Raw genomic sequence first — 11931 nt, 5'->3', positions numbered from 1 at the left:
CGCTGGTCACGCGACGAGCATCAATCCCGTTGGGAGCCCAGGCTGATGCCGCGGGTGGCGAGCCACGGGACCGGGTCGATCTTGTCGGTGCCGTTGAGCCAGACCTCGAAGTGGACGTGCGGGCCGGTGGAGAAGCCGCGGTTGCCCATGGTGGCGATCTGGTCGCCGGCGAGCACGCGCTCGCCCTGGCCGACGGTGGCGGTGTCGATGTGGCCGTAGATGGTGACGGTGCCGTCGTCGTGGAGGATGCGGACCCACATGCCGAAACCGGAGGCGGGACCCGCCTCGATGACGGTGCCGTCGGCGACCGCGTAGATCGGGGTGCCGATCGGGCCCGCGACATCGATGCCGAGGTGCTGCACGCCCCAGCGGGCGCCGAAGCCGGAGGTGTAGTTGCCCGCGGCGAACTTGGCGAACAGGGGCCGCAGCTTGGCGGATTCCTGGGCGGCGAGGTCCTCGGCGAACTTGGCGCCCTTGGCGAGGATGTCGTCGAAATGGGTCTTGTCGGCGATGGTGGTGGCGTCGAGGACCTGCGGGGCGGTGCCGGTGGGGTCGGCGACGTCGGCGGTGCTCATCGACTGGGCGGCGATCTCGTGAACCTGGCCCGCGGCTTCGTAATCGAGACCGGAGGAGGGTTGGCCCGGATCGGCCATCGCGGCCTGGCCCGCGGCGACCACGGCGCCGGCGGCCACGGCGATGACCGCGGCGCGGCCCTTCAGTGCGGCGGGCGGTGCGGGCACGCGGTGCGCGCCGCCACGACGTTCGGCGCGGCGGGGTGCGGGAGCTTCTTCGGCGGTGGTCTCTTCGGCGACGGGCGCCCAACCGGTGCCGGTGTCGTAGGACTCGTCCGCGGTCCACTCGTCCTCGGCGGGGGTCCACGCCGTGTCGTCGGACCAGGTGGTCTGCGGCCAGGCGGGCGCGGGATGCGCGGCGCGGGCCTGCGGATACGACGTGTATTCGTCGGCGTAGCGATAACGGTGGCCGGTGTCGGCGCGATGATCGACTGGAAGGGTGGAGCGGTGGTTCATCGGATGAAGTACCTCACGCTATGTCGTCCTCCTCAGTCCTGACTTGCCAGTCGTGACCTGGTTGTCGTGACCTGGTTGTGACTTCGACCGCATTGACGGTAACGAAGCGATTGCAGAGTGGCAAGCGCTGCCCGGAAACCTACACTTCTGTGTGACATTCATCACCGTAACGCGACGCATAATCTCACCGCTTTCGGGTGTCTCGGGTGAGGTCTGTCGACGACATAATGTAGTAGATGGCGAGGTGCCCCGATTTTATGTGGCCCGACCTGCCACGGCGTCGAAAAGTACCCGAAAACTACTCGCCAGTAGCGTTGGCCAGCGGTTTTTCCGACCGCGAGTAAAAGGCCGTGACCTGCGCCACTTAGTATGAACGTGGTCGTTTACCCCTCCCCGTGACTAGCTACAGTCCGATCCGACCCGCAGTCGGGCCGCCAACCAAAGACGTTGTCATAGCAACGCAGACGAGACGGTGAGTACATGGATCTCTTCGAATATCAGGCGAAGGAGCTCTTCGTTAAGCACGGAGTGCCTTCGTCCGAGGGTCGTGTTTGCGACACGGCTGAAGAAGCACGCGCGATTGCCGAGGAAATCGGCAAGCCCGTGATGGTCAAGGCGCAGGTCAAGGTGGGCGGCCGCGGCAAGGCCGGCGGCGTGAAGTACGCGGCCACCCCCGAAGACGCGTTCACCCACGCGCAGAACATCCTCGGCCTCGACATCAAGGGCCACATCGTCAAGAAGCTCCTGGTCGCCGAGGCCAAGGACATCGCGGAGGAGTACTACATCTCCTTCCTGCTCGATCGTTCCAACCGCACCTACCTGGCCATGTGTTCGGTCGAGGGCGGCATGGAGATCGAAGAGGTCGCCGAGAAGACTCCCGAGCGCCTCGCCAAGATCCCCGTCGACGCCGTCACCGGTGTCGACCTGGCCTTCGCCCGTCAGATCGCCGAGCAGGGCCACCTGCCCGCCGACGTGCTCGACGCCGCGGCCGTGACCATCCAGAAGCTGTGGGAGGTCTTCGTCAACGAGGACACCACCCTGGTCGAGGTCAACCCGCTGGTGCGCACCCCCAACGACGAGATCCTGGCGCTGGACGGCAAGGTCACCCTGGACGAGAACGCCGAGTACCGGCATCCCGACCACATCGAGTTCGCCGACGTCGACGCGACCGACCCGCTCGAGCTCAAGGCCAAGGAGAACGACCTCAACTACGTCAAGCTCGACGGTGAGGTCGGCATCATCGGCAACGGCGCCGGTCTGGTCATGTCGACCCTGGACGTCGTCGCCTACGCGGGCGAGAACCACGGCGGCGTCAAGCCCGCCAACTTCCTCGACATCGGCGGCGGCGCTTCGGCTTCGGTGATGGCCGCCGGCCTGGACGTGATCCTGGGCGACGCGCAGGTCAAGAGTGTTTTCGTGAACGTCTTCGGTGGCATCACCGCCTGTGACGCGGTCGCCAACGGCATCGTCGGCGCCCTCGAGGTGCTCGGTGCCGCGGCCACCAAGCCGCTGGTCGTTCGTCTGGACGGCAACAATGTCGAAGAGGGTCGTCGCATCCTCGCCGAGGCCAACCACCCGCTGGTGACGCTGGCCCAGACCATGGACGAGGGCGCCGACAAGGCCGCCGAACTCGCCTTCAGCGCCAAGTAAGGAACGCGAACATGTCCATCTTCCTGAACAAGGACAACAAGGTCATCGTCCAGGGCATCACCGGCGGCGAGGGCACCAAGCACACCGCGCTGATGCTGAAGGCGGGCACCAACGTCGTCGGCGGCGTCAACGCGCGCAAGGCCGGCACCACGGTCAAGCACACGGACAAAGACGGCAACGAGATCGAGCTGCCCGTGTTCGCCTCCGTCGCCGAGGCGATCGAGAAGACCGGCGCCGACACCTCCATCGCGTTCGTGCCGCCCGCCTTCTCCAAGGACGCCATCATCGAGGCCATCGACGCGGAGATCCCGCTGCTCGTGGTCATTACCGAGGGCATCCCGGTGCAGGACTCCGCCTACGCGTGGGCCTACAACGTCGAAAAGGGCGAGAAGACCCGCATCATCGGCCCGAACTGCCCCGGCATCATCACCCCCGGCGAGGCGCTGGTCGGCATCACCCCGAACAACATCACCGGCAAGGGCCCGATCGGCCTGGTGTCGAAGTCGGGCACCCTGACCTACCAGATGATGTACGAGCTGCGCGATTTCGGTTTCTCGACCGCGATCGGCATCGGCGGCGACCCGGTCATCGGCACCACCCACATCGACGCCATCGAGGCGTTCGAGAAGGACCCCGAGACCAAGATCATCGTCATGATCGGCGAGATCGGCGGCGACGCCGAGGAGCGCGCGGCGGCCTACATCAAGGCCAACGTGACCAAGCCGGTCGTCGGCTACGTCGCCGGTTTCACCGCGCCCGAGGGCAAGACCATGGGCCACGCCGGCGCCATCGTCTCCTCCGGCGGCGGTACCGCGCAGGCCAAGCAGGACGCGCTGGAAGCCGCGGGCGTGAAGGTCGGCAAGACGCCGTCCGCGACCGCCGCGCTGGCCCGCGAGATTCTCGAGAAGGCGTCCATCGCTTCCGCGTGATCGCACCCTTTGACACCGTCGAAAGCCGCTTTCAGGTTCTGCCTGGGCGGCTTTCGTCGATTTATCCACAGGTCGTGGTTTATCCACAGGGCGATCGGTTGGTGATGACCGGGGACGTGGCGTGCAGTAGCGTCAGGTATCGGATCACCGCGCCAGTCAGATCGACGCGACCGATGCGCACGACTCGACAAGGAGACGACGAGACATGTCATACCCGTCCGGGGGCTCCGGGTACAACGCACCCGTGCCGCCCGCCGCACCGCAAGGCCCCACCACCGGAGCCGCCGCGGCCGCGCCATCGACCACGCCGGGCACCGAAGGCAAAGGGCTGCCGTTCATTCTGACCGCGGCCACCGCCGGGCTCGGGGTGCTGACATTCCTGCTCGGCTTCGCGCCGTTCATCGGTTCCGAACCGGTCACCATCGGTAGCACCACCGTGGGCGAGGGGATCGACTTCAGCCTCTTCGATTGGACCGGCGGCGCGGCTATCGCCGGACTCGTCCTGTTGGCCGGCCTGTTCGCCGGGGTTTCGTTGCTGCCCAAGCAGGATCTGCTCGGCGCGGCCGCCGCGACCGCGCTGGTCGGTTTCATCACCGTCACCATCACGGCGTTCCTCGCCACGCCCGACGAGGCCGAATTGCAGTTCGGCGCCTACCTGGTGCTGTTCTTCGCCTTCGCCACCGCGGCCACCGCGATCGTGGCGCTGCTGTTCTCGCTCGGCATCATCAAGGCTCCCGCGCCGAAACCGGCTCAGCCGCAACAGCAGTCGAACCAGTACGGCCAGTTCGGCGGACCGCAGGGTCAGCAGGGTTACGGCCAGCAGCCCGGTTACGGCCAGGGCACCGGTCCGCAGTCCTACGGTCAGCAGCCCGGTTACGGCCAGCCGCAGACCGGCGGGCAGTACCCGACGCAGTCGCCCTCGCCCTACGGCCAGCAGAGTTCGCCGTCGATCCCGCAGGCGCAGCAGCCTTCCTACGGTGCGCCCGCGCAGCCCGGCTACGGCCAGCAGCCCGGTCAGCCCTACGGGCAGCAGTACGGCGCGCCGCAGCAGCAGGCGTCCCCGTACGGTTCGGCGCCGCAGGCGCAGCCGCGTCCCGACGAGAGCGCGACGCAGCACTTCGGTGGACAGCAGGGTCAGCCCTTCGGCGCGCCCACCTACGGTGCCCAGCCGTCCTCGCCGGGGCAGCCGCAGCCGTTCGGCGGCGAGCAGACCGCCGATCCCGCGGCCGACGCCACCACCGCGTTCCGGCCCAACGAAGACACCAAGTAGGAAAGTCGGCCATGCTGCCGGATGGCCGTTCGGGTCGATCGCGAGCCCACAGGTGTGCCTGTGGGCTCGCGGCGCGCCTGACCCGTGCCCGCCGCGCGAGCTGCCACGCTGAATTGTCATGAGCTCCCGTAACTCCCTCGTGCGCCGGACCCCCGGGTCGGGCGGCACCGGGGAGACCGCCACCGCACCGCCGTCCGGGCGTGAACCCGGGTGGTGGGCGCCCTCGCCCGAGCGCGCGCGGACCCTGCTGTTGGTCGCGGCCCGGCCGACGATCACCGCCCTGGCGGCGACGGTGGTGCTCGTCCTGCTCGTCATGCTCACCACCGGCACCGATCTCACCAGCGCGCCCGCCGCCGTCGCCGCGACCTGGCTCGCCGCGCACCAGGTTCCGCTCACCGTCGGCCGCACCACCCTCGGGCTGCTCCCGCTCGTGCCCACGGCCGTGCTGGTCTGGCTGGCCGCCCGCGAATGCGCCCGCGCCGTCCCGAAACGCCCCACCTCGATCGAGCTGGGCTGGTTGGTCGGTGCCGTGCTGGCCGGACCACTGCTGATGACCGCGGTCTGTCTGGCCGTCACCGGTGACGCCGCGGGCGTCACCCCCCTCGAAACACCCGGCCCGATCGCGGCATTCGGCTGGGTGCTCGTGCTCTACCTCGGCGCGGCCGCCGCAGGCATCAGCAGTCGGGCGTGGGGTTCGCTGTGCGCGCTCGTGCCGATCGAGATCCCGGAATGGGCGGTGCTGGGCGCTCGCGCCGCGCGCCGGACCGTGCTGCGGATGCTCGGGTGCGCGGCGCTGGCCACCGTGATCGCCTTCTTCGCCCAGCTCTCGCGCCTCGACGGCGCCTACCAGCAGGCCCACGATCCCACCGACGTGATCGGGATGACCCTGCTCTCGCTGCTCTACCTGCCCAATGTGGTGATCGGCGCGGCCGGAATCCTCAGCGGCGCAACGGTGCTGTTCGGGGCGGGCTCGGTGGGCCTGTTCGGGGTGACCGGCGGGCACATGCCCGTGCTGCCCGCGCTGATCCCGGTGCCGCAGGGGCCCGCGTCGCCGTGGTGGTCGGTGCTGCTGCTGGTGCCGCTGGCCGTCGGGGTGCTGGCCGGGATCGAACTCGGACGCACCAGCGACGACCGGCCCGGCGCGCCGTGGGCGACGCTCACCTGCGCGGCGCTGTCCACGTTCACGTTCCTGATACTGGCGATCCTCGGCAGCGGTCAGCTCGGCGCGGTCGGGTGGGTCGGGGTGGACCTGCTGATGCTGGTCGTCCTGATGGTCACCTGGTTGGGCTTCGGCGGTTTCGTCGGCATGGTCTTCGCCCGGCGCTTCCTGGCCGGACACGCCGAGGACTACGACGAGTACGACACCGACGACTACGAGGACGACGACTACTACGACGACACCGACGAGCACGACGACTACGCCGACGACCCCGTCGAATATCACGACGCCGCAGTCGAAGTCGACGCCGAACTGGTCACCGACCTCGACGACGACCTCGAGGTGAGCGTCGCCGCGGCGGGTTCGGACACCGAGCCCACCGACGAGATCGTCGATGTGGAAGTGGTCGAGTCGGACCTGCCGGACGGGGACAAGACCCCCGGTCGCTAAGCTCGACCCGGCGCAAGTCGCCATCGCCGCCGCCCGACCACACGCAGGAGTAGAGCGCTGACGTCCTCGTTTGCCCCGTGGAAGCCCGCCAGAACACCGGCCACCGTCGTCGTTCTGGCCTCGGGCACGGGCTCGCTGCTCAACGCCCTGCTGGCCGCCGCGCGCGAGCCCGGTTATCCGGCGAAGATCGTCGCCGTCGGCGTCGACCGCGACTGCCAGGCCACCGCGCACGCCGACGCCGCCGGGGTCGCGCACTTCCAGGTGGCGCTGACGGACTTCCCCGATCGCGAAGCCTGGAACGTCGCCCTCACCGAGGCCGTCGACGCCCACCAGCCCGATCTGGTCGTCCTGGCCGGCTTCATGAAGATCCTCGGCCCCGCGTTCATGGAACGCTTCGGTGGCCGCCTCATCAACACCCATCCCGCGCTGCTGCCGTCGTTTCCCGGCGCGCACGGGGTGCGTGACGCGCTCGCCTACGGCGTGAAGGTCACCGGGACCACGGTGCACCTGGTCGACGCGGGTGTCGACACCGGCCCGATCCTCGCGCAGGAAGCGGTCGCCGTGGCACCCGGCGACGACGAGGACACGCTGCAGGAGCGCATCAAGGTTGTCGAGCGACGGTTGCTGGCGGAGGTCATCGCCGCCGTCGCCACCCGAGGCATTGTCTCCGACGGACGAAAGGCAGAGATACCAGTGAGCGAGCACGCCGGTGAGTGAACGTAAGCCGATCCAGAGGGCGCTGGTGAGCGTCTACGACAAGACCGGGCTGATCGAGCTCGCCACCGGCCTGCACGCCGCCGGTGTGGAGCTGGTGTCGACCGGGTCGACCGCGGGCAAGATCGCCGAGGCCGGCATCCCGGTCACCAAGGTGGAGGACCTGACCGGGTTCCCCGAGACCCTCGACGGCCGTGTCAAGACGCTGCACCCCCGCGTGCACGCCGGCATCCTGGCCGACACCCGCCGCGCCGAGCACGTCGATCAGCTCGTGGAGCTGGGCGTGGAGGCGTTCCAGCTGGTGGTGGTGAACCTGTACCCGTTCACCCAGACCGTGGCCAGCGGCGCGAGCGTGGACGAGTGCGTCGAGCAGATCGACATCGGCGGCCCGTCGATGGTGCGCGCCGCCGCGAAGAACCACCCGTCGGTGGGCGTGGTCGTCGACGTCACCGATTACGACGACGTGCTCGCCGCGGTGAAGTCCGGCGGGTTCACCCTCGCCGAGCGGACCGCGTTGGCCGCCAAGGCGTTCCAGCACACCGCGAGCTACGACGTGGCCGTGGCGAGCTGGATGGGGTCGGTGGCCGTGCCCGCCGTCGCCGAGGAGACCGAGCAGTTCCCGGGCTGGGTCGCCGGTTCGTGGGAGCGGTCCGCGGTGCTGCGCTACGGCGAGAACCCGCACCAGGCCGCCGCGCTGTACACCAGCAACGACGGCACGGTCGGCATCGCACAGGCGAAGCAGTTGCACGGCAAGGAGATGTCGTACAACAACTACACCGACGGTGACGCCGCCTGGCGTGCCGCGTTCGACTTCGACGAGCCCGCCGTCGCGGTGATCAAGCACGCCAACCCGTGCGGCATCGCCGTCGGCGCCGATATCGCCGAGGCGCACCGCAAGGCGCACGCCACCGACCCGGTCAGCGCCTACGGCGGCGTGATCGCGGCCAACCGTGAGGTCAGCGTCGAGATGGCCGAGCAGGTCGCCGAGATCTTCACCGAGGTGATCATCGCGCCCGGGTACGCGCCCGGTGCGGTGGAAGTGTTGCAGCGCAAGAAGAATGTGCGCGTGCTGGTGGCCGAGCCGCCGCAGCGCAAGGGTGTGGAGCTGCGTCCGATCAGCGGCGGTGCGCTGCTGCAGGATCGCGACGTGCTCGACGCCGCCGGTGACGATCCGGCCAACTGGACCCTCGCCGCGGGCGATCCGGCCGACGCCACCACCCTGGCCGATCTCGAATTCGCTTGGCGCGCTTGCCGTGCGGTGAAGTCGAACGCGATCCTGCTGGCCGAGGACGGCGCCGCGGTCGGTGTCGGCATGGGCCAGGTCAACCGCGTGGATTCGTGCAAGCTCGCCGTCGAGCGCGCGGGGGAGCGGGCCAAGGGCGCGGTCGCCGCCTCCGACGCGTTCTTCCCGTTCTCCGACGGTCCCGAGATCCTGGTGGCCGCCGGGGTGCGCGCGATCGTGCACCCGGGCGGTTCGATCCGCGACAAGGACACCGTGGAGCTGTGCAAGGAAGCGGGCGTGACCCTCTACCTGACCGGGGCGCGCCACTTCGCGCACTGAGTTCGTCTGTGCCCCAACGGGTGCCGCACCGAGTCCCGGTGCGGCACCCGTTGTCGTCAGCGGCCGGTGAGGGTGCTCAACATCCAGTCCGCCGCCGCCGACTCGGTGTCGAAGCGTGCGCGGACGTCGAAGGTGCCCCGCTCGAAAGAGCCGACCTCCCAACCATTGTCGGAGTCGCGGAGGAACCAGAAGTCGGTGGGGACGGGGTCGGTCTCGTGCACGCCCTCGATCCGGAACGAGTCGGGCGGCAGGCCCGCGTCGGTGAGGGCGGTGCTGAGTTCACGGCGATTCATGGGGTCCTTCGGTCAGGCCGGTCGTTCTTCGACGAGGTAGCCGTTGTCCAGCAGCCAGGTGACGCTCAGGGTCTGACCGGCTTCGGGCAGGTAGCTCGATTCCAGTTTGTACTGGGTGCCCCCGCCGGGCTGCTCGAACCAGGCGGCGATGGGGCCCGCGTCCACCCGGAAGGTCTTCATGACGCAGTACTGGTGGTAGTTGCTCAGCGGCGTGCCCGCCGGGGTGTTGAGGTTCTGCGGGGGCAGCGCTCGCGCGGCGAAGGAGTCGCCCTTGGGGGCGAGGAAGGCGCCACCGGCGTAGCCGAAGCGGTCGAGGCGTTCGCCGGGGTCGAGGGAGTCCTGGTACCGCACCGGCTGACCGGCGACGGTCACGAAACCGTCGGCGGGCGGGTAGATCCACCAGCCCTGGTCGGTGCGGTACTTCGCGACGAACTCGTCGGCCGACATGGCACCGAAACGCTGGTAGCCGGGCAGCAGGGGGCCGACCGGTGCCTGGGCGGGCAGCGGTTCGGGGCCGAGGTACTGCCGGTCGGCGTCGTAGAACGTGGTGGTCGCGGGGGCGAGGTCGGGGGTGCCGGGGACGCAGGGCGAACCGGGGGCCGACGAGCCCGATGAACCGGGTTGGGCGTAGCCGACCGCGGGCGAGCCGGCGAGCAGCGCCACGACGGTAGCGAGGGTAGCAACGAGCGATTTCGAACGCATCCAGTCAACTCCTCGAGAGGGTGCAAGCGCAGGGCGCTCATTGGATCATGTTGTCGCAGTACAACAGTGGCTATCGTGGCCGCGTGCCGGTCGTCGTCGGCGAGTCGGGTGCGCGGGGGTCAGCGTGTCGGGCCGCGGCGGCGAGCTATCACCGCGCACTCCCGTCGATCCCGTCCGCGCCCGACCGCATCGCGGAGGTGAATGTCGGTTCGATGGGGCGCCGGCGCCTCCGGTTCACAGACGCCGGTGTCCACGGATTCCGTTGGTACGCAGTGGTATCGACTGGTATTCGGCCCGGGGTAGGGTATTCGCGGGGTGGGGGCGCGGCCCGGATCGGCCGGATCGCCTTGCGGGCGCGGATATATCACGTTCGGCGCGCATTCTAAACGCGATCCATCCCACAGTGAACTTTCCGCGAACCATGCGCGTAAGTACCCCATTGTCGCTCTGGGAGGACTACATTCGGCGTGGACGCGGGGGCGTGGCTTACGACCGGCGTCGGCTATTTGGATGCTCTGCAACTGGATCTTCGAAAGGAACATCGTGGGCGACACGCTGCGTGTAGGCGAAGAACTGGGACTGGGACAGTCCCTGACCGGCGGTGCGTACACCCTGGCTCTGCAGCCGGACGGCAACCTCGTGCTGACCGAGCCCGACGGCAACGTCGTGTGGGCCGCGCAATCGCACGGACAGGACGTGCAGCGCGCGGCCCTGCAACATGATGGCGACTTCGTCCTCTACAGCGGGGGCGGCGCGCGCATCTGGGCCACCGACACCGCGGGCAAGAACGTCGAGCGGCTGGTCGTGCAGCCCGACCGCAACGTCGTGCTCTACGGCACCGACGGTTCGGTCGCCTGGGCCACCGCCACCAACACCGACAACCCGCTGCCCGCGCCGGAGCCGGTGCTCGCGGCCGCCATCGCCGAGGAGGTCCCGGCGCCGCCGGTCGTGCAGACCTACACGGTCGAGTCGGGCGACACCCTGTGGGCCATCTCGGAGCGTTTCTACGGTGACGGCAGCCGCTACCAGGAAATCGCCTCGGCCTCGGGCATCGACAACCCGGACCTCATCAACCCGGGCCAGGTTCTCACCATCCCGTAACGAGAACACCGAAAAGGCCCCGAAGCTGTTGCCTCGGGGCCTTTGTCGTGCCTGCGCCTACTTGGTGGTGGTGAAGGGCAGCAGCGCCATCTCGCGGGCGTTCTTCACCGCCACGGCGACCTGTCGCTGCTGCTGCGGGGTCAGTCCGGTGACGCGGCGGCTGCGGATCTTGCCGCGGTCGGAGATGAACGTGCGCAGCAGGTTGACGTCTTTGTAGTCGACGTGGTCGATACCCGCGGCGATCAGCGGGTTCTTCTTCGGTTTACGGCCTTGGTCGGCGCGTGACTTCTTGGACGGTGCTCGCTTCACTGCCATGGGATATTCCTTCTCACGAGATCAGAGGGTGTCTCTACCAGCTAGATTTGTGGACCCCAGGGAGCTCGCCCCGGTGGGCCATCTCGCGCACACGAACACGGGAGAGGCCGAACTTCCGGAGATAGCCGCGTGGCCGGCCATCAGCAGCATCCCGATTGCGCAATCGTACCGGACTGGCGTTGCGCGGCTGCTTGCGCAGTTCGGCCTGCGCGGCGAGGCGCTGCGCTTCGTCGGTCGCGGGCTTGCGGATGAGCTCCTTGAGCTCGGCGCGCCGGGCGGCGAAACGCTCGACGACCTCGCGCCGCTGCTCGTTGCGGGCGATCTTGGACTTCTTGGCCATTGCTAGCGCTCCTCGCGGAAATCGACGTGGCGGCGCACGACGGGATCGTATTTGCGCAGGATCAGCCGGTCGGGGTCGTTGCGGCGGTTCTTGCGGGTGACGTAGGTGTAGCCGGTGTCGGCGGTGGACTTGAGCTTGACGATCGGCCGGATATCGGTCGACTTCGAGGCCATGTGGTGCTCCTAGATCTTGTCGCCGCGGGCGCGGATGCGAGCTACGACAGCCTCGATTCCGTCGCGGTCGATGGTCTTGATGCCCTTGGCGGAGACCGTCAGCGTGACGCGGCGGCCCTCGCTGGGCAGGAAATAGGTCTTGCGCTGGATGTTGGGGTTCCAGCGTCGGTTGGTGCGCCGGTGCGAGTGTGAGACGGCTTTTCCGAAGCCGGGCTTGCGTCCGGTGACCTGGCAGTGGGCCGACAT

14 protein-coding genes are annotated in these 11931 nt (G+C 68.7%); 7 read left to right on the top strand and 7 right to left on the bottom strand.

Annotation, left to right across the window (positions count from 1 at the left end; all coding sequences use genetic code 11):
- Positions 1–20 precede the first annotated feature (20 nt).
- Positions 21–1028 (bottom strand): M23 family metallopeptidase, encoded by a 1008-nt coding sequence (locus ACFP3H_RS24415; protein WP_378609446.1) that lies wholly within the window; start codon positions 1026–1028, stop codon positions 21–23.
- Positions 1029–1508: 480 nt separating this feature from the next.
- Here ACFP3H_RS24415 and sucC point away from each other — a divergent pair, with 480 nt between their 5' ends.
- The 6 genes from sucC to purH all read left to right on the top strand — a co-directional run bounded on the left by sucC (position 1509) and on the right by purH (position 8761).
- Positions 1509–2678 carry an ADP-forming succinate--CoA ligase subunit beta gene (gene sucC / locus ACFP3H_RS24410; RefSeq protein ID WP_378609445.1) on the top strand — a complete coding sequence of 390 codons (1170 nt, stop codon included), beginning with the start codon at positions 1509–1511 and terminating at the stop codon, positions 2676–2678.
- Between the two features lie 11 nt (positions 2679–2689).
- The gene (gene sucD, locus ACFP3H_RS24405; protein WP_056814017.1) at positions 2690–3607 is read left to right on the top strand and encodes a succinate--CoA ligase subunit alpha; all 918 of its coding nucleotides are present in this window, start codon (positions 2690–2692) and stop codon (positions 3605–3607) included.
- A gap of 205 nt (positions 3608–3812) precedes the next feature.
- Positions 3813–4877, top strand: a complete 1065-nt coding sequence (locus ACFP3H_RS24400) for a DUF5336 domain-containing protein (protein WP_378609443.1) — start codon at positions 3813–3815, stop codon at positions 4875–4877.
- Positions 4878–4995: 118 nt separating this feature from the next.
- Positions 4996–6486, top strand: a complete 1491-nt coding sequence (locus tag ACFP3H_RS24395) for a cell division protein PerM (protein ID WP_378609441.1) — start codon at positions 4996–4998, stop codon at positions 6484–6486.
- A gap of 57 nt (positions 6487–6543) precedes the next feature.
- Entirely contained in the window at positions 6544–7203 is a 660-nt protein-coding gene (purN, locus tag ACFP3H_RS24390) for a phosphoribosylglycinamide formyltransferase (RefSeq protein ID WP_378609590.1), read from the top strand.
- Positions 7196–8761 carry a bifunctional phosphoribosylaminoimidazolecarboxamide formyltransferase/IMP cyclohydrolase gene (gene purH / locus ACFP3H_RS24385; protein ID WP_378609440.1) on the top strand — a complete coding sequence of 522 codons (1566 nt, stop codon included), beginning with the start codon at positions 7196–7198 and terminating at the stop codon, positions 8759–8761. Before purN ends, purH begins: the two co-directional genes overlap by 8 nt.
- Positions 8762–8817: 56 nt before the next feature.
- On the opposite strand, the gene ACFP3H_RS24380 is transcribed toward purH, so the two are convergent.
- Positions 8818–9054 (bottom strand): hypothetical protein, encoded by a 237-nt coding sequence (locus tag ACFP3H_RS24380; protein WP_378609438.1) that lies wholly within the window; start codon positions 9052–9054, stop codon positions 8818–8820.
- Positions 9055–9066: 12 nt separating this feature from the next.
- Entirely contained in the window at positions 9067–9756 is a 690-nt protein-coding gene (locus ACFP3H_RS24375) for a TNT domain-containing protein (protein ID WP_378609437.1), read from the bottom strand.
- 543 nt (positions 9757–10299) lie between these two features.
- On the opposite strand from ACFP3H_RS24375, the gene ACFP3H_RS24370 reads away from it, so the two are divergent.
- Complete coding sequence (locus ACFP3H_RS24370; protein WP_378609435.1) at positions 10300–10857, top strand: LysM peptidoglycan-binding domain-containing protein; 558 nt, start codon at positions 10300–10302, stop codon at positions 10855–10857.
- A 57-nt stretch (positions 10858–10914) separates the two neighbouring features.
- On the opposite strand, the gene rpsR is transcribed toward ACFP3H_RS24370, so the two are convergent.
- The 4 genes from rpsR to rpmB are packed head-to-tail and all read right to left on the bottom strand — an operon-like array spanning position 10915 to position 11931.
- Entirely contained in the window at positions 10915–11172 is a 258-nt protein-coding gene (gene rpsR / locus ACFP3H_RS24365; protein ID WP_378609434.1) for a 30S ribosomal protein S18, read from the bottom strand.
- A gap of 34 nt (positions 11173–11206) precedes the next feature.
- Positions 11207–11512, bottom strand: a complete 306-nt coding sequence (gene rpsN, locus ACFP3H_RS24360) for a 30S ribosomal protein S14 (RefSeq protein ID WP_378609432.1) — start codon at positions 11510–11512, stop codon at positions 11207–11209.
- Positions 11513–11514: 2 nt separating this feature from the next.
- Positions 11515–11685 carry a 50S ribosomal protein L33 gene (gene rpmG, locus ACFP3H_RS24355; protein WP_378609431.1) on the bottom strand — a complete coding sequence of 57 codons (171 nt, stop codon included), beginning with the start codon at positions 11683–11685 and terminating at the stop codon, positions 11515–11517.
- A gap of 9 nt (positions 11686–11694) precedes the next feature.
- Positions 11695–11931, bottom strand: coding sequence for a 50S ribosomal protein L28 (gene rpmB, locus ACFP3H_RS24350; protein WP_378609429.1), 237 nt, complete (start codon positions 11929–11931; stop codon positions 11695–11697).

Source organism: Nocardia lasii (assembly GCF_042658545.1).
In the GTDB taxonomy this organism is placed as follows: domain Bacteria; phylum Actinomycetota; class Actinomycetes; order Mycobacteriales; family Mycobacteriaceae; genus Nocardia; species Nocardia lasii.
This window is presented reverse-complemented; position numbering and strand designations above follow the sequence as displayed.